This is a genomic window from Pseudoalteromonas sp. OF5H-5 (assembly GCF_021530695.1).
Classification (GTDB): domain Bacteria; phylum Pseudomonadota; class Gammaproteobacteria; order Enterobacterales; family Alteromonadaceae; genus Pseudoalteromonas.
Genome location: NZ_JAKGBF010000004.1, coordinates 106,057 through 124,274 on the forward strand (window position 1 = coordinate 106,057; position 18,218 = coordinate 124,274).

21 protein-coding genes are annotated in these 18,218 nt (G+C 41.7%); 2 read left to right on the forward strand and 19 right to left on the reverse strand.

Translation table 11 applies throughout. The features are described 5' to 3' along the window. Positions 1-26: 26 nt before the first annotated feature. From L1271_RS07220 to L1271_RS07240, 5 genes are all read right to left on the reverse strand, one after another. Positions 27-1,169 (reverse strand): hypothetical protein, encoded by a 1,143-nt coding sequence (locus L1271_RS07220; protein WP_235367459.1) that lies wholly within the window; start codon positions 1,167-1,169, stop codon positions 27-29. A 155-nt stretch (positions 1,170-1,324) separates the two neighbouring features. Continuing rightward, positions 1,325-2,533, reverse strand: coding sequence for an ABC transporter permease (locus L1271_RS07225; protein ID WP_235367460.1), 1,209 nt, complete (start codon positions 2,531-2,533; stop codon positions 1,325-1,327). Next, positions 2,526-3,311 (reverse strand): ABC transporter ATP-binding protein, encoded by a 786-nt coding sequence (locus L1271_RS07230; RefSeq protein ID WP_174168911.1) that lies wholly within the window; start codon positions 3,309-3,311, stop codon positions 2,526-2,528. The genes L1271_RS07225 and L1271_RS07230 overlap by 8 nt, the downstream gene beginning before the upstream one ends. A gap of 1 nt (position 3,312) precedes the next feature. After that, the gene (locus tag L1271_RS07235; RefSeq protein ID WP_102056755.1) at positions 3,313-4,113 is read right to left on the reverse strand and encodes a DUF3025 domain-containing protein; all 801 of its coding nucleotides are present in this window, start codon (positions 4,111-4,113) and stop codon (positions 3,313-3,315) included. Positions 4,114-4,150: 37 nt separating this feature from the next. Then, positions 4,151-4,324 (reverse strand): hypothetical protein, encoded by a 174-nt coding sequence (locus L1271_RS07240; RefSeq protein WP_158299109.1) that lies wholly within the window; start codon positions 4,322-4,324, stop codon positions 4,151-4,153. Positions 4,325-4,371: 47 nt separating this feature from the next. Here L1271_RS07240 and L1271_RS07245 point away from each other — a divergent pair, with 47 nt between their 5' ends. Next, complete coding sequence (locus L1271_RS07245; protein WP_102056754.1) at positions 4,372-5,997, forward strand: M28 family metallopeptidase; 1,626 nt, start codon at positions 4,372-4,374, stop codon at positions 5,995-5,997. A 70-nt stretch (positions 5,998-6,067) separates the two neighbouring features. Beyond that, complete coding sequence (locus tag L1271_RS07250; protein ID WP_102056753.1) at positions 6,068-7,234, forward strand: putative manganese transporter; 1,167 nt, start codon at positions 6,068-6,070, stop codon at positions 7,232-7,234. Positions 7,235-7,596: 362 nt separating this feature from the next. Here L1271_RS07250 and L1271_RS07255 read toward each other — a convergent pair whose 3' ends face one another. The 14 genes from L1271_RS07255 to L1271_RS07320 form a co-directional block, all read right to left on the reverse strand. Continuing rightward, entirely contained in the window at positions 7,597-8,220 is a 624-nt protein-coding gene (locus L1271_RS07255; protein ID WP_102056752.1) for a DUF5710 domain-containing protein, read from the reverse strand. Between the two features lie 115 nt (positions 8,221-8,335). After that, a complete protein-coding gene (locus L1271_RS07260) occupies positions 8,336-8,653 on the reverse strand; it encodes a HigA family addiction module antitoxin (protein ID WP_099029135.1) in 318 nt (105 codons plus the stop codon). Positions 8,654-8,663: 10 nt separating this feature from the next. Further along, positions 8,664-8,951, reverse strand: coding sequence for a type II toxin-antitoxin system RelE/ParE family toxin (locus L1271_RS07265; protein ID WP_174168916.1), 288 nt, complete (start codon positions 8,949-8,951; stop codon positions 8,664-8,666). A 199-nt stretch (positions 8,952-9,150) separates the two neighbouring features. Beyond that, on the reverse strand, positions 9,151-9,375 hold the full coding sequence (locus tag L1271_RS07270; protein WP_099029137.1) for a DUF6429 family protein: 225 nt from the start codon (positions 9,373-9,375) through the stop codon (positions 9,151-9,153). Between the two features lie 208 nt (positions 9,376-9,583). Continuing rightward, complete coding sequence (locus L1271_RS07275) at positions 9,584-11,122, reverse strand: transposase (RefSeq protein ID WP_235367461.1); 1,539 nt, start codon at positions 11,120-11,122, stop codon at positions 9,584-9,586. Positions 11,123-11,365: 243 nt separating this feature from the next. Further along, positions 11,366-12,070 carry a potassium channel family protein gene (locus tag L1271_RS07280; RefSeq protein ID WP_235367462.1) on the reverse strand — a complete coding sequence of 235 codons (705 nt, stop codon included), beginning with the start codon at positions 12,068-12,070 and terminating at the stop codon, positions 11,366-11,368. A gap of 124 nt (positions 12,071-12,194) precedes the next feature. Next, positions 12,195-13,178: a hypothetical protein gene (locus tag L1271_RS07285; RefSeq protein WP_235367463.1), complete on the reverse strand. Its 984-nt coding sequence runs from the start codon at positions 13,176-13,178 to the stop codon at positions 12,195-12,197. After that, entirely contained in the window at positions 13,171-13,716 is a 546-nt protein-coding gene (locus L1271_RS07290) for a hypothetical protein (RefSeq protein WP_235367464.1), read from the reverse strand. Before L1271_RS07290 ends, L1271_RS07285 begins: the two co-directional genes overlap by 8 nt. A gap of 99 nt (positions 13,717-13,815) precedes the next feature. Further along, a complete protein-coding gene (locus L1271_RS07295; RefSeq protein ID WP_235367465.1) occupies positions 13,816-14,292 on the reverse strand; it encodes a hypothetical protein in 477 nt (158 codons plus the stop codon). Continuing rightward, a complete protein-coding gene (locus L1271_RS07300; protein ID WP_235367466.1) occupies positions 14,289-14,570 on the reverse strand; it encodes an ECs_2282 family putative zinc-binding protein in 282 nt (93 codons plus the stop codon). The genes L1271_RS07295 and L1271_RS07300 overlap by 4 nt, the downstream gene beginning before the upstream one ends. 306 nt (positions 14,571-14,876) lie before the next feature. Beyond that, on the reverse strand, positions 14,877-15,134 hold the full coding sequence (locus tag L1271_RS07305; RefSeq protein ID WP_017217477.1) for a hypothetical protein: 258 nt from the start codon (positions 15,132-15,134) through the stop codon (positions 14,877-14,879). Continuing rightward, a complete protein-coding gene (locus tag L1271_RS07310; RefSeq protein WP_235367467.1) occupies positions 15,115-16,059 on the reverse strand; it encodes an ornithine cyclodeaminase family protein in 945 nt (314 codons plus the stop codon). The genes L1271_RS07305 and L1271_RS07310 overlap by 20 nt, the downstream gene beginning before the upstream one ends. A 9-nt stretch (positions 16,060-16,068) precedes the next feature. Next, the gene (locus tag L1271_RS07315) at positions 16,069-17,157 is read right to left on the reverse strand and encodes a M24 family metallopeptidase (RefSeq protein WP_235367468.1); all 1,089 of its coding nucleotides are present in this window, start codon (positions 17,155-17,157) and stop codon (positions 16,069-16,071) included. Then, complete coding sequence (locus tag L1271_RS07320) at positions 17,154-18,152, reverse strand: proline racemase family protein (protein WP_235367575.1); 999 nt, start codon at positions 18,150-18,152, stop codon at positions 17,154-17,156. Before L1271_RS07320 ends, L1271_RS07315 begins: the two co-directional genes overlap by 4 nt. Between the last annotated feature and the right edge of the window lie 66 nt (positions 18,153-18,218).

Sequence of the window (18,218 nt, forward strand, 5' to 3'; positions counted from 1 at the left end):
TAGAATCGCCGCTTTTGTCAGGTGTGTTATATCACAAATGTGGTCATTGCCCAGACAATAATACCGATAATAAATACTAGAATACCATATTGAAAGTGCCTCACCATTGGGAACACCGCTTTATCCGTTCGTTCGATAGACAAAGGATATTGCCAATGCGTTAACGCAAGTAAGAGTGGCTCGGCTTCTACGCTCATGCCAGAGAGTGAAACCGTCGCACCATACTCAGTATCAAAGACCAAATCAACAATATGATTACGACGAGTCGAAGAGGTTAACCTATCTAAATCGCTGACTGTAAACGTATTCCAGTGTACCTTAATATTGTTAACTTCATCCTTTTTTACCTCTCGTGCTTGTTTATCTGTAAACAGTAACGCAGGTAGCAGCAAACTATTTTCCTCAACCTTAATTTGGTTACAGGGTGAGTGATAGACAAAATAGTGTTTATTACTGATAAATAAAGACGTCAACCAATAGCTAAAGTACGTGAGCACCAAAAATACCAAACCCGCTATGTAATTTTGTGACGAGTAAAGAATAAAGCAGGTCATTAGAGCAAAAGCCCCTACCACCATCCAAACAATATGCAGCTTATGCTTAGGCGTCGGTAGTGCACATCGTAACACGGAGAATCGCTCTTCAATATCGCGATTGCTATTCATAAACAAAGGAAATAATCTTGCAAGGCTAGTTGGAGTTGAGCGCGTAGTTGATCTCCTATCTGTATCAGCTGTTCGTTGAACGTTACGGTCAAAACCTGATGCAGACAAAAGCGCGTTGAGTTCATCAGTTTGCCGCAAACACGAAAATGAATAGACCGCAGGCTCCTCACTTTCTGAAAGATAACTTATACCGATATAATTGAGTTGCTTGTTACAATCCAAAGATACATCAGTCACAGTAGGAAGTGGTATCACACACTCATCTATTCGCCGAATACTTACATTCAATAACGATAGTTGTTTAGTGATAACAAAGTGCTTTTGTGCAAGGTCAAACATTAAACGATTACGGTATGAAAATAGTAACAAAGAAATCACTAAGTAGATCAGAGCTTCCAAAAAGCTTGACCCGACTAAGTGCAACACCGACGAAAACAAGAATAAAATGGCTATGCCGTTAGTAACCGATTCACTGACTGACTTAAGTACCGAGGTTGATGTCATCCTACATTCCTTGAGTGACTAAAATTGAAACCTACGACTTCCGCAAGCTATCCAAATAAACAGCAGGCTAAGTTACAAAAAGTTAAGCGCTGAATAAGGCGTTTATCGTACAGAAAAACGCCATAATTCTCAATGACTCACACCTAACTGAAGCTTTACCTAAACAAAACGGTTTCTTTATTAAACCATTTAACGCAGCACACGAGTAACCCAGCAGCTAAAACAGCAGAAGCGCCAAAAATTAATGCGACGTAACCATAATCAACCGTGCCTTTGATGATTTCTTTAATCGCTAATGCGACATTGGTAATTGGGATCAATGCAGTTTTAGCGGTTAGCTCCATATTTGGCATTAAAGACATCACAATGGGAATGAAGATCCCCATGCTGAGTGGTCCCATGTAGTTTTGTGCTTCTTTAAAGGTTCTGGCGTAAATTGAGATGGCAAGTGTTAGCGACGAAAGCATCACAGCAACAGGAAGCAACAGTGCAAAAATCAAGACAAAGTCTAATAATGCAACCGACGAGAAGGCGTTTTTAATTACGTCTAGCTCGACAAAGCTACTGGCAATTCCTATCCACAGCGCCATGCTGGAGACCGTGATAAGCGCACAGAATATTGAACTGCTCAATACGGTTAAAAATTTACCTAACACCAGCTCCGTGCGTGAGATTGGTGTTAATAACAGCGTCTCTAAAGTGCCACGCTCTTTCTCTCCAGCGCCTAAATCAATAGCTGGATAGCTCGCCCCCATCAATACCAACGGAATTAACATGTAAGGGATAAACGCACCTAACTTCTCGCCTAAATTTTCGCGTTTGTCAGCAGTATCCACTTTAGTAATCGATATGGGTTGGAGCACTGCCGCTTGCTCCGCTTGCGACAACCCCAGTGAGGTTAACTTCACCGCTCTGAGTTCATCAGAAAACTTCTTAGCAAGTTTAGACAAGCGGTCGTAAATAAAGTTAATAGATTGCGCATCGTTAAACACGATTTTCCATTCACTTTTTACGCCAGACTCTAGATTTTCAACCGGATCGGATGGAATAAAAATCCCAACATCGATCACGCCACTTCGTACCGCATCACTCAATGCTTCGACACTATCAAGCTTGAGCTCACCTGCATATTTCTTAAAACTTTTATGATAAAAAACCTGCTCAGAGAACTTTTCAGCATAGACTTCATTTGCGATGTAATACGTATGAACTTCTTGCTTCGCTTCCATGGCGGCTTGTGAAGCCATAAAGCCGACTAAAGCCATAATCACGGGAAATACCAACATCGGTAGTGCAATCACAAAAAACAGTGTTTTGCGGTCGCGCAGCAGCTCTCTAATTTCTTTTAAAAATACCTCAAACATGCTGTGCTCCCGTTAACAAATTTAAAAATGCTTGATTTAGCTCTTCACTTTGCCCCTTCACTTTAAACTCAGCTAAACTGCCATCAAAACAGGTGATCCCTTTATCGATAACAGACACCCTATCGCACAATAATGCAACTTCATCTAAGTGATGGGTAGAAAATATAACGGGTGTACCACGCGCTTTGAGGTCGCGAATAAAAGAGATAACCGTTTGTGTGGTCATAATATCAAGACCCGTCGTTGGCTCGTCTAATACGACGACTTTAGGATTGTGTACCACCGCCCGTGCAATATTGGTCTTTTGTTTCATACCGGTCGATAGGTGTTCAGCCCTTTTATCTAAAAAGGTTTCCATTTCCAGGCGCTGAAACAGCTCATCGCATTTCGCCTTTAATGCTTTTCCTTTTAAACCATGAAGTCGTGCAAAATATTCAACATTTTCTTTGGCAGTAAGACGCCCGTATAAACCAGTTGACCCTGATAGAAAGCCGATGGCTTTGCGTGCAACAACAGGCTTTTTCACAATATCCTGACCATCCACTAAGATAGTACCGGCATCCGGCGTCAGCGCAGTTGAGAGCATACGCAAAGTGGTGGTTTTTCCCGCCCCATTGGGGCCGAGCAATCCAAGTACTTCACCTTGCCCACAGTGCAGGTTAACCTCTTCTACACTGTGAAAAAAACCATCACGCTCGCGAGGATCCGTCTGACTCTTTTTCTTTTTGTGCTCGCGAGTCAGGGCGAAGCGTTTTTTTAATCCATTGATAGCTATCATGCTATTTCCTTCTTTTCGGCCTGAAATAGTCCGTATTTTGATAAAATTCTAAATCTTGTGGCTCATGCCAGTTTGGGATCCCAAGCAGCGGAATGGGTGACATTTTGGTATTGTCTTCAAGCAGCCCATCATTGATCAGTGCAACCAATTTATCATCTAACCAACGATATTGTTCGCTTAGTGAAAGTTGCCAAAATGCAGCATCAACATTGATACACACCAGCTTTCCCGTTAGCCCAATAAAGGGATTGGTTAGCATCTCGTAGTTTGCGTGGCCAAATACGAAAGGTTTTAGGTTTTGCTGCCATTCTGAACGATTATCGTAAAATACATTCTGCCATTGGTGTGATTTAAAGGCATCACGCCATTTATCATCATCGATTGCCAACACCAAACCACACTCATCAAAGAGTGTTAACGCGTTACGCTTTTTACTCCGCTGCTTTAAACCAAACTGTGCTATTTCTTCGATATGTAGGGCATTTAACAAAGCTTTTGTTTTTGGGAATAAACACCAAATCAACGCGCCAAATAAATCGTGCCAGTTTTGACTACGCGTCGGTACCTGATGGGTTTCAAAGATAATCTCTTCATAGTATTTATCGCCAAAGTCTATCGTTTCATCGGCCACAAAGCGGGTATCATATTGTTGCAAGCTAATGCTGTTTACGTGAGAAGACAGCCACTGGGGGCTTGGCCAGTCTTGTTGACTTTTTAAGTCAAAAAGCTGATTTAAATGGGAAAATGGCTCAGCATGTAAACATGTAACCTGCCACGCCTCAGGCGCTGTAAACTTTTTCATTTGATTGAGATACTTATCATGCAATTAGCCGACTATTTTACTGAAGCGCTTGATACTTGGCAAAAGCCAATTGTAAATGAGCGTAACAGGCTACGTCACACGCTAAAATGAGGATAGCGATTAAAAACAATGCAATGATCTGTTCCACAACGGTTGTTTCATTAATTTCTATCTCCTCTAGCCGTCTTGTCCCGCTCGAACTTTTACGCATTTTATGTTACTACTTATGGGTTCCTAACAAGTAAAAGAAAGGCAATTATGAAACTTAAACTGACGCTCAGCGCTCTATCTATGGCGGTGCTGGCGGGCTGTGTTAGCACTAGCAATAGCCCCCAAGACATCGATACTGCATACAATAGTATTAACGATGCTCAACTCAGAGCCCATATTAAAACCCTTGCCTCTGACGAATTTGGCGGCCGTGCTCCGTCAACAAAAGGTGAAGAGCTAACGCTTGCCTATTTAACCAAACATTTTAAAGCGCTTGGCTATCAGCCTGGCAATGGCAACAGCTTCTTGCAAGAAGTGCCACTGGTTTCGCTTGAAGCCGATCCTAATATGACGTTAACAATCGGTGGCAAAAACTACGAATATAAGAAAGACATGGTGATGGGCTCGGCCCGTATCAGCGAACTCGAATCAATCAAAGATTCAGAGCTGGTTTTTGTTGGCTATGGCGTAAATGCCCCAGAGTACGACTGGAATGACTACGAAGGCCTAGACGTGAAAGGCAAGACAGTGGTGATGCTAGTAAACGATCCAGGCTTTGCTAATCCTGATTCGGGTAAATTTACCGGTGAAGCTATGACCTATTATGGTCGTTGGACGTACAAATACGAAGAAGCTTCACGCCAAGGCGCAGCAGGTGCGATCATTATTCACGAAACAGCGCCGGCTTCTTATCCTTGGAGCGTAGTAGAAAACTCTTGGAGTGGCCCACAGTTTGGCTTCCAAAAAGAAAATAACAATATGGACCGCGTTGCGGTTGAAGGCTGGGTAACAGTAGACGTTGCTAAAGAGCTGTTTCAAAAGGCTGGACTTGATTTTGACACCGCAAAGAAAAAAGCTGCTGAAGGCGCATACCACGTTGATATGGGCAACCTAAGCGCGTCAGTTACCGTCAAAAACACCATCAAAAAATCAACTTCGTATAACTTTATCGCCACTCTGCCAGGTAGTAATAAGTCTGACGAGCACATCATCTACTCAGCACACTGGGATCATTTAGGTACCGATCCAAACCGTAAAGGTGACCAAATTTATAATGGTGCGCATGATAATGCCAGCGGCACAGGCGGTATGATTGAGGTCGCTGAAGCCTTTACTAAACTGCCAACTCGCCCTAGCCGTTCAATTACGTTTTTGGCTGTGACGGCTGAAGAGCAAGGTTTGTTAGGTTCTAAATTTTATGCTGCAAACCCTGTTATTCCAGCAGAGAAAACCGTTGCTAACATCAATATGGATAGCCTAAATTTATTGGGTAAAGTAAAAGACATCAGCGTAGTTGGTATTGGTAAATCTGAGCTTGATGAAATACTAGAAACCGCAGCAAAAGCGCAAGACCGTGTCGTTTCGGGAGATCCGCGTCCTGCCGCTGGTGGTTACTATCGCTCTGATCACTTCGCATTTGCGAACATGGGTGTGCCTGCAATGTACGCAGGTGGTGGAACTGAAGCACGTGACGAAGAGACTGAAACCTATCGTAAACGTATGGGTTTAGTATTGCGCGGTTGTTATCATCAGCCGTGTGACCGCTACCGTGAAGAGTGGGATTTAAGTGGGGCGATACAGGATCTACAGCTGTTCTTTAAAGTTGGCTATGATGTCTCTGAGCAAGACGCTTGGCCAAAATGGAAAGCAACCGCAGAGTTTCAAAGAAAATAATGCAAATGATATTGATTTTCATTTAAAATGAAATTAAAGTGCAACTTAGACAATACACGGGTTGCACTTTATGTTTTCATCTCTACTTCGATACTCTCAACCAGCACATGGCGCTAAGGTGAGTTTGTTGTTCAACAAGCGGTTGATTTTACCCCTCGTTATTATTGTACTTTTAGCATTTGAAACGGCGAGACCAATTGTGGTCAGCGCGCTGAGCGATGCATTCTTTCAAGTCAGCGTTTTTGTTGCCGCTACCCTGCTCGTGTACTACTTTCTTGTTGACAGAATTCCACAGCTTAATCTCAGTTATCTGAGTACCAAATCCCCTATTCTCGAAATAGCCATGGCCTCAATATTAGGCGCGCTGCCCGGCTGTGGTGGCGCGATTATCGTGGTCACCCAATTTACCAAAAAACAAGCGAGCTTTGCTTCTGTTGTCGCAGTACTTACTGCGACGATGGGAGATGCTGCGTTTTTGCTACTCGCCAAAGAGCCCCTGACAGGCCTTACTATCATTGCGATGGGGGTTGGTGTAGGTATCGTGAGTGGGCTATGTGTGCACTTAATTCATCAACCCGACTTTTGTGTCCCGCAGACCATCAATGAGGTCGAAGAAGAAACCTTACACGCGAGCCGTGCGTTTAGTCTAAGCCGTAAGGTGTGGAAGCTGTGCTTACTACCTAGCCTTGCTATTGCACTCGCGATTGCTTTTAACGTCGATTTAGCGCCATTTGATACAGAAATTGCTTGGCTTGGTGCAGCATTATGTCTTTTTGCTGTTTGCGTGTGGGCACTTAATTCAAAGGGCGTAAGCTATAAAGATATCACCTGTGAAGAAGGTGAATGCGACCCACCGTCAAAACTCACTAGAGTGCTACAGGACACGCATTTTGTGACCGCTTGGGTCGTTGCAAGCTTTTTGCTTTACGAGCTATCTACTGCGTATTTAGGGCTTGATCTCGCGGTTTGGTTTAAAGACTATGCGCTATATGCACCACTGGTGGCCATTCTTGTCGGATTATTACCAGGCTGTGGCCCCCAAATTGTTGTTACAACGCTTTACCTGCAAGGTGTCGTGCCATTTAGTGCCCTTGCAGCCAATGCCGTTGCTAACGATGGCGATGCGTTATTTCCAGCGATAGCACTGGCACCAAGGGCGGCGCTATTTGCCACTATCTACTCTGCAGTGCCTGCATTTATCGTGGGCTACGGCCTCTACTACATTAACTTGGCTTAATACTTGAGTACGTCGACGAAATGCTCTGACGCAGCTCAGTGCGCTGGTGTTAACAAGACTCAGTGCGCTGGCTCATACACGATCTGGCAGTTTAGGGTTATGAGTTCAACCAAATCTGACCGTTCGTAACTGATTAATTGCCGAAAGAGCGAATAGCGGACGGTTAAATAAACCTATTTTTGGACAAAAAACGTTTCAGGTCTTCGGCTGTATTAGGCAAATTTCGCTTAAAAGTTTCTATGGGCTAACGCCGCTTTAAGTAGTGAGCAACGCAATACAAAAGCCTCAGCATGCCACCTTAATCACTAAAATCAACGCATAGCGAAAATGCCACGCGTTGCGAATCACTCTTATACAGACTGTTAGGGCTGAAACTCTTTCATTTGCCCATTTTCCAATATATGCTCAATAACCCCATATGATTCAGATGCTGAGATTTTTACAAATCCACTTTCTTTCAGTCTAGTAATAGCAATATCGGCTGACATTTCTGCACTGATAGGGAAAAAAGCACCCTCCGGTTCAGAATGCATAAAAAAGTCACCTAGTGGGGCTTTGCAGTGTTGACAATGATTCATGTAGTAAAATGAATCGGTCGTTGCGGAATAATCCAAGTAATAACTTTTGAAGTGTAGATCCAAGTATACTCTCAGTCTCTCTGGGATAAAGCTGACGTATAAATACTTGGTTAATCCTTCAGAGCGCTCATCACTTTCAGTGTCGATTGTGCCATGACTAGCAAAGGTAATGACTTCAGATGGTTTGTCGCACTTCCAGCAAAGCTCTGTCGATTGAAGCAGATAAAATGGAGAGATAGCTTTTTGCGATGCATGATCATCATAAATCGGTAGCCAATTTTCGAATGGTCCCGTATCTAAACCTTTTGGAACAAACCACTTCTTTCTCTCTGAGTGCCAACGAGCGCCCAACGACTTTACTTTCTCTTTATCCTCAAATGGAACTTCTAAATATGTTATTTCATCCATAAAAAGCTACCTATTTCGATAAGCCCTAACGCCGCGTAAAGGCGTGGAATAACGTTTGCTACGCTTGAGCGAAGCGAAATCGGCACACGTTATGGAATCGCTCTTAAACGCTTTGTTATGTACGTAGTTTGATATCTTGCGTTGAAAACAAAGGTTTTACTTGCTTGGCTTCATCTTGATAACGATTTCGTGTATCCCACAAGTCCACAGCATGTTGAATGTTAAGCCAAAACTCAGGTGTATTCCCAAGTGCAGCCGCTAACTTGATTGCAAGTGGAGCAGTCAGAGTACCACCATTAATTAAGTTACTGATGGTGTTCCTATGTACACCCATAGCTTCTGCTAATGTTTTTGATGTAATCTCCATTGGCTCCAAGAATTCAACTTTGAGCATTTCTCCTACACCAACTGGACGACGTTTAGTTCTGCGCATTATCCTAACCTCAGTACTTATGAGGGTCTAAATAGGTGTCTTCTGCTACACCGTCAACCCACTTAAAAATCAAACGATACTGTTTATTCACCCGTATCGAACACCAACCTTTCAGATTGCCTTCAAGATGTTCAAACCGATTACCCGGTGGAACTCTTAGATCTGATTCAGCTTTTGCTGCATCTAGGATTTCAAGCTTTCGATACAGCGCATTCTCTATAGTTTTAGGAATCAAGCGATGACGCTTATCTTCCTCATAAAATGCTTCAAGCCAATCATCTTTAAAATTTACTGACATATCCTCGCACTGTTTTACTGTGCATCTATAGTGAAATACTATCGCACAAAAGAGATGTGCACAAGTTGGAAGGACAAGAAAGTACATAACGCCGCAAATAAACGGCAAAAATTAGTTGGCTATAATTTGTGAGGTACTAACAAAGCCAACTGGTTTTTGTCCGAGCTTTTAAGTTGCTTTGTTATATGACCAATAGCTTCTATTTTGAAAAAAGCTTTTTGAATAACTCTTCTGATTGCTTAATGCCTTCATCGGTCAATTGCACTGACTTTGCCTTACCAACCGGATCACAAATTAGACCTTTTTCATAAAGCCTATTCATAACTTCCCAGTCAATTTGTTTCCAAGCTCGGCCATAATCATGCAAGGTGAGATGTAATAAAGCTAAAGCTGCTTCATCTATTTTATTTTCATCTATATCCATTCAACACTCCAAAACCTGATGGGCATATAACGAGCCTGTAGAATAACTCGTTTCAAATTTGTTTTTGTAATCAACAAACGATAACTGAGTTCCTATTTTGATTCAATCGTTTAGTTGGGTGTGAGTTGTTATTTTAGGGCGTTTTTTTAAGCTGGTTTGTTGTGGTTTGAGAAGCGCTTCGGAGCTGTTAAGTCAGGTTGTTCTTGGCTTACGACACCCTTTCTCGTAACTTTTCGATATTGTGAACAAGGCAGTATAGCTGCCATTGAGCATTGACTTTTACTTGGCCGCGTAATGTGAGCTTATTCATCCCTTTATTCACCGTGATGTTGCCGAATACAGGTTCGATACATCCAAGTCGTTTGCTGTATTGTCGTCGTCCTATTGGGCTGTCTTTTTTTACTTTCATTTTGTCGATGCAACTGATTTTTTTGCGCGATTCATCACTCTTAAACTGTACTTGCCGCCACGTTTGTATCGGTGGTTTTCGCATACATTGCTGTTGCAGGGAGCAGACTTTACGGTCTTTTAAGTAACCGCAGAATCGTGTGTTTTGTTGATGATTGCTGTTTACATTGATACCACTTCGCCACTTCTCATTGCCTGCGGGGCAGCGGCAGGTTTGTGTTGCTTCATCATAATGGAAGTCGTCTGAGGTAAATAAGCGTGGCTTGCCTTTACTGCGTTTTAATCGCCGCTTTTCTTGCTCTGTTTCGTAGGTTTCGCTCTCTTTAAACAGTGGGTTGCGTTTTCTAAATTGGTTATCAGCTATGTAAGTATCAAAGCCACTTTGCGCCATGAATTCAAGGTTCGCTTCACTATTAAATCCACTGTCTGCGGTAAATTTAATGGCCTGTTTGTTAGAGAATTTATCACTGTTCAGTTTTTCAAGTTGTCGTTTTAATTGCTCAACGGCTGGCTGCAGTGTTTGTTGCTCGCCCACCGAGCCCCATGCCTGTGCTTGTAGTATAATTTGATGTTTATCATCGTTTATCGCTATCCCGTTATAGCCTTGAATTGTGCCTTTTGACGTGGTCATTTTCGCGCTGTCTGGGTCGGTAATATTACTTTTAACCGGCTTACCTTTACTGCCTGTTTTCTCTTCGTGAGTAGCTAAGAACGCGGTGATTTTATCTGCTCTTTTATCTAGCTTTTCTTTTTGCTTTAAGTCTTGAGTGACCAGCTCTTCACTTAAGCCATCTTGCGCTTGATGGCGCTCAATTATGCGTTTGCTTGCGCGTTCTAATTTGGCTTTTTTACGGCCTAGCTCATCGAATGTACCGCTCCACTCCTTGCTCGCATTCGACTTCAATTTGCACCCATCAATGGCAAACATGTTGCGTCCTATCAAGCCTTCTTCATCACATATCATCAGCACTTGCGTAAATAGCGGTTCAATCTGTTCGTGCATTTTAGCCACAAAACCCGCTATTGATGTGTAATGCGGCTGAATATCACCCGACACACTCATAAATAAAATGTTTGTTTCACACGCTTTAGCAATTCGCCGACTACTGATTAAACCATGTGCATAGCCCAGTAAAATAACCTTTAACATCACCGCGGGCGGATACGCCGCAGCGCCTGTTTTGTCGTTGTTATACCACGCGTCAAAGCCCGACAAGTCAAGCTTATTTTCGACTATATAACAAAGCGCATATTCAAAGGTTCCCGGCAAAATTTGCTCAGCGAAATTGATTGGAATGAATTTATTTTGGCGGGATAAGTCTGGCTTATAGTTGGCCATAACAGATTACCGTGGGTGAATAATATCTATTAGATCACAGTAACCAACTCGATTCAAGGTTAAGAAATAGTCAATCCAAAACCAAGAATCCAGTACCTGAAAAGAGTAATTCTACAGCCTCAACGCCCTGTTAAGGGGTGAGCAACGCAATACAAAAGTTACCGCACACCACCTTAATCACTTAAACCAACGCATAGTGAAAATGCCACGCGTTGCGAATCCCTCTTGAACAGTTTGTTATGTTCATTTTCCAAGTTTTCTCGCACATATTTTACAAACCGGGGATCTTGAAAGAGCAAGACTTGAATAAATAGTAAAACAAACAACTATCAAGCTAAAGCCAGACAACACTTCGAACACTGTTAAAAATTGAAGAAACCATATGCTTGGGCTTATATCACCGTAACCAACAGTAGTAATGGTAACACCACTAAAGTAGATAGCTTCGAGTACTGAATTGAATTTATAAAAGTCCTTAAAAAAGCACACTGGCATTAAGAAGTACAGCGTTCCAAAGTTAATAATTAGTTCAATGTAACTGGTCAAGGCTAACTTTAACCTCTCACCATACTTCAAGTCACTATTAGGTAAGTCACCGTTCAACTTATCAATTGCGTCACCCAAAAATGCTTTGGTTATTTCGATTGCTCTTGAGAGCAAAAAAGACCAAACAACCAAAACAATCATGAACCAGTATATGTATTTAATAACCGGTTGAGACTCAAACCCGAAAACAGGAAACAGCTGAAACTCTAATATTGATAGTAATTGAACCGCTAAACAGATCGTTAATGAAGATATAAAGTATCGCATGTTGTACTTTTTTAAAGCACTTGAGAGCTCTGTGGAACTTGCACCTTTTTCGATAAGGGCATTCTTACTGTATTCTGCATACTTATACGTTGGGGTAACAAGCCACCAAGCACATGATGTTTCTTTCTTCTGCATTAATTTTTACTTCTTACTCATATGAACATAACGCCCGCAATAAGGTGTGCCCCACGGAACTAACAAAGCGCACTGAACTTCATACCAAAACCGCCGAGTGTAACGCATCACCTTGATTGCTTTGTTATGTGGCATTTTCCTCAGCCAACAAATGAATCACTGTACCATGAATGTCACTGATCAAGTGTTCTTTCTGTTCAAAAATGCAACTTATATAGTCCTTAAATTCCTGTAGAGTATTCAGTTTTAAACTGATCGCTCGTAACACCGCATCTTGACACCTTGCAGTCCCCATCAACATGACTTGACTGTAGAAACAAAGTTGTTGTGGCGTATAATCAATTTTTCTTGATCCGTGATGTATTGAATCGTTGCGCAAAATCCTGATTTGTTCTAATGCGTCTGACAACCTTTTCTCTGTAATCGCATATTTATCATGACTCTCTAGCTTATCTTTTATGCCACCATCGAGATACTGACATGACTTTCCATTTGGAAACCCAAGAAACCACCTAATGTAGGGCGCAACGTTATCATTTTGGCCTTCTTTCAATAAAGCTTCCACGGCAAACCAATCAAAAATCACTTTGAGATGTAAATTTTTTTCATGCTTACTATGCCTAGACCAATGTAGTGATTTTTTATACCGCTCAGTTAACTCATTATCATGCAATAATACATATTGTGTTTGGTTACATGTTTGTACGATTGACATTTGCCGTATAAACACATTCCCAAAATCATATGATTTTTTTCTAGTCAAGAGTTCAATTTTTGATGTTTCTAGGTTCTTAACAAAGCCACAGTTAGATAGAGCAAGGTTGCTCATTGTGTATTCCCGTGACTTTAAATCTAGTAATTCAGTAAATTTATCATCAGCAATAGATACCGCATCATTTATATTATTGGCGCGAACTATACAACAGATACGTGCATTTAGCGCAATATCTAAATCTTGATTATTCTCCTTAATTGAATTCTCAATCAAAGCTCTTTCTTTATCAGTGTCAGCTTTTGGCGGTCTAATTTCAATATCACGATATACGAAAGTACTTGGTAAACACGGACCAGAATTTTCTAAAATCTTTACAACTAAAAAATTAGCCATTTGCAACTCTCACTAATTGATCACACAGCTTTTCATATGCTATTTTTTTAACATTAGTTTCAGTTTTTGGGTCCAACTTAAGACTATTTTTTCGTAAAAATATGAGCAAAGACTTTATATTTCTTATACTGCGGTTGAAAAATATCGATTCAACTAAAATAGGAAAGTAGCCCTTATCAAACTTCAATATTGGTAACAACTCGTTAATCGTAGCTTCTAAATAAATTGAGTGCTGAATAGAATAGAAATATTTGACCCTTAACTTTAATAACTCTTCTTTGCATTTTTTGTTTTTCGATAAGAAGTCATCGTACATTACTACATTTTTATAATTAAAAGATCTAATAGCAATTTCATAACCTAATGCGTGTACCTGACGGTGCTCAGGCTTGAGCATGAGTAACTCTTCTTGAAAAAAAGCCGCCTCAATTACCCTATCATTTTTCAAGAGAGACTTTATATAACTCGTCAATAATATGTGTTTTTTCTTATCCCCCGAGCCGAGGTACTTACTTTCATGCCTCTCTATATCTTCCATATCATTCTCTCAAATTTCTTACTGATTAAACTCGCCACATAACGCCAAGCTAAGCGGCGCAGCTTTGCTGCGTCCTTGCTTGAGCGCCTTGTTACGTGTTTATAGTGTGGGGTAAGACAGTTTTTCATTGTGGGTTTGTGCATCATCTTCCCAAATTAGCCGAACAACGTGCTTTCGTTTAGTTTGCATATGGACAGCTGCAATAAGCTCAACGGACTGATGTCTTTCAAGGCTTTCCATCGGGAATTTATCAGAGACTTCCGAATCAATAACCACATCGTTTCCTTCGGGAAATTCAATTCTGACATTTCTGGCTGTAGCAGAACCTTTATTCCAAATCTTGAGCCTATATTTACTACTGCCTAGCTTGATAAATGACGCTCCGAGATCCGCACTTTTGTCTTTAACCGCACCTTCATTCTCTTTTTCTAAAAGTAGGTTGTTTAATTTCTCTTGGCTTTCGACAAGAGATTTCTGTTTTTTGTTAAAACTAACCGTTTGCCAAGTTGCGTAGCCAGATAACAGAAATGCTAACCCGGCTATCACATCGCCCGCGTCAATAGTTACCGGCATCATTTGAACCTTATATTTTTGCTACCAGAAAATGCTTTCTTCAAAGACTTACGAAGTTCGTCAGCAACGTCTTTAACGACCTCTTCCTTCATCTCTGAAAGATGTTCTTCAATATTTTCGCTATTTTCTTGGATTAGCTCGTCTTTATTAAACTCACGCTCACATGACGCGCAAGTCATAATTTGTATTGTTTCATCAGACCCTTCTTCATAAGAAAAGTCTGAACAGCCGCATGTAGGGCAAAGCAGGCTTACACTTCTGTTGTATTTTTCAGGATTCATCCTATCTCTCCGACATGTAGTGACACGTAACAATTTAATATCGAGCGATTGGGTCGTTTTCCTGACTATGGAAGAAACTCAATTACAATGGATGTATATACAGTTATTTAGGTGAAAGGATGAACGTCAGCTTTTCGCTCAAAGCCACCCTTAGAGCATTTACGTTAACTCATTTCGGGGCAGAAACATGTTAGTGCCGCAGTCCGCACCAGACCAATAACTGAAATGTCAGTATTCATAGCGTTCTATATTTGTACTCTGTCAGGTTAAAAATTAGCACTTATTCACTTAATTGAATAAGTCACTTTATTCACTTGGATGATAATGGCGAATACCATTGTCATCCACCATAACGTAACAGCTATCGTGGTTTTGAAACGCTTTGTAAAACACCTCGTCATAAAGCAGCTTTTCGCTTTTCGTTTCGCCGCCAACTCCTTGATAACTAACCAACATGTGACATTCGTGACAAATAAGCGGATTCACCAAGCGCTTATCAGCAGCTTTGACTACTGCGGTTACTTCATACACTTTACCGTGCTCTTTATTTTTGAACCAAGTCATACACTAATTTCGCTCCAATTAAATCACTCAGCGCTGTTCCTACAGACTTAAACAAAGTAATTTCATTCTCGTTACTTCGACCTAGGTTATTTTTAGTCATTTCGCTAAGCTCTGCAACCACCTTATCGGGGCTAAACTTACCTTCACTGATCGGTAACAACAATTCGCCTGCCTCGTTCAATACATTGGCGCGACTATCTACAAAAACGCGGCTCTTAGTTACCGTTGTGGTATCAATTTCTCGACAATCTTTATGGTGATTGCCAATGCAGTCTATATGCGTGCCATCGCTCAACCACTCTCCATTGAACAAAGGCGTATGACTGCCTGTTGCACAGCTGATCACATCTGCCGAAGCAATAACAGATGCGGTTGCCTGCTGATACAATGAAAATTCCACTCCCTGATGCTGCGAGGACAATAGCTCCAGCAACAGGCGTCCTTTTTCAGAATTACGTGCAATTATTGAAATTTTAATATAATTTCTAACACTTAAATGCGCATTAATCATGTAACTAGCTAAATTGCCTGAGCCAAAGAAAACCAAATGTTTGGCATGTTTAGGTGCTAAATACTCCGCGGCTAATGCTGACACAGCAGAGGTTCTCCACAACGTTACTTCGGTGCCGTCCACAAGCGCGAGCGGCTCACCGAACTGCCTAGAAAACAGCATGATTTTCGAGTAAAGGGAGGCTTTATCGTGCTGATTGTTATCTGGGAAATAGGTAAAGGCTTTTACGCCAATCACATCAGCATTCCAAGCAGGTAAAACAGCAAAAGCGTCATGATTGTTGTGACTATTATCTAGCTCAAAAACTTGCCGTGTTGGTGTACCTGCTGGTTGCGCAAAACCCTGTTTAAGCGCCTGAATTAAGCTTGGGTAGTTGAGGCTATCCGCGACCTCTTGGCGAGCAATAATTTGCATCCTAACTCCTTAGTTCGTTAGCTGAAATACTTGTGGCGCGTGGGTTAAGCATTCAAAACCATTTTCAGTCACCAGTACATCTTCTTCCAAGCGCACACCACCATAATTTGGAATGTAAATACCCGGCTCTATGGTAATGATATTGCCAGCTTCTAATTGGTGATCGACCCCAGGTTTAATAAACGGCTGCTCGTGTAGAAATAGCCCCACACCGTGACCAAGTCCCTCACCTGTGTATTGTGAAAAGTCACTATGACTTAACACATCGTGTGATGCGTTATTTAAATCTATGCAGTTAACGCCCGCTTTTATTAGCGCCAACGCAGCTCGCTGCGCATGTTGGACCGTGTCATAAATGGATTGTTGTTGCTTCGTCGGCTCCCCTAACACGTAACTTCGCGTCATATCAGAGCGGTAGCCACTTATCACCGCACCAAAGTCGATAAGTACTAAATCGCCTAGGTTAAGTTTTGTCTGTCCTGGGTTTCCGTGCGGTAAGGAAGAACGCGCACCAAATAATAGGATTGTGTCAAAAGAGAGACCTTCGGAGCCTAGCTTTTGCATCTGATACTCAAGCTCAATTGCCGCGTCTCGCTCAGTGACCCCTACTTTTAACAAAGGCAGTGTATGGGCAAGCGCCGAGTCAGCTATCTCGGCGGCGCGTTTAATACAGTTAATTTCATCACTATCTTTAACTTGTCTTAGTGATTCCACCCAAAGCGGCGCGGCAATAAGTGTGGTATTTTTTGCACTGATGTTTAATGAGACATAATCTGCGTGACTAATTTGATGCGCTTCAAATGCAAGCTGTCGCGGCCCATCCAATAATCTAAAAATACAATCAGGTAGCGTTTCTTTATCACGATTTCTTAAAATAACTTCGACTCCCACCGCTTCATTGCTAGCACGCTCAAAGTAACGATAATCAGTAATGAGTCGGTGTCGCCCATTTGAAGACATCAACAATGTTGCTGCATGACCGGTAAAGCCGGTTAAATATACAATATTCTCGTAGCCATAAATAATGATAGCGTCACTTTGATGTTGTTGTAATTTATTGACTAAGCGTTGCTGTCTGGCTGCGTAATCTACATTCATCGTAGTAAAAATCCTCTTACTAATGGATCGTGGTCGTCTAAAATAAATTGGTGTCGGCCTGTAATATAGGCCACGCCCGAAACTATTGGGATCAACGATTTACTATCATCACTAAGTTGATAACAAACATCTAAACCCAAGCCTAATATACCTTCAATAAAGATACGTTGGTTTGCGGCAAGCTCATCTCTGGCGGCAAGAATTGCAGCCCTACCACTGACCCCAGTCCCTGTTGGACTGCGATCTAATTCGCCATCGGCAAAAATGCACACATGCTTACTGTGAGCAGAGTCCGATTTTTGAGAATTGGAATAAAAAATCACACCATATAAAAATGCGAGGCGCGCATCGTCATGCACTAAGCTAATCTGTGTTGCAATTTCTTGTTTAAGCGTTAAACCTAACTGCTGAATGTAAGCTGCATTTGCTGACGTAAGAGCTAAATCGATTGTATCAGCGTCAATATAGGCATAAAACGCACCACCAAATGCGATATCCACTGAGATTAAACCAAATTCAGATGTCTTGACTTGCTTATCAAGTGTCACTACCTCTGCTGGTACATTAGCAAATTCAGCTTGGCCGTCTCTTAGCCATGCGGTAATTAGCCCTGCAGGCGTATCTATCAACAACTGTTTCTTTGCGGGATTGTGCTGTAAAAATAGTGTAGCTAAAGCAATAATCGCATGACCACACATTGTTGAGTATCCTTCATTATGAAGAAATAACACGCCAAAATCGCTTTCTGGTAACTGCTTTTCAACGATAAGCGCACCATACATATCAGCATGACCCCTAGGCTCATACATCAGCGCGGTGCGATAGTGATCAAGATTTTCTACGCAGTATTGCCGTTTATCTAAAATAGTGTTGCCTTGAGGTTCAGGGAAACCATCGACAATTACCCGCAAAGGCTCTCCGGCGGTATGCATGTCAACCGTCTCTATTACTTCCGCGTGGCTCAGTATTTGCTCAAAATCTATTGTTAACGTCATCATACTCTCCGTGACATGAAATAAGCCAAACGTTTTGTTTGGCTTAAACCAAGAACTAGGTGCATA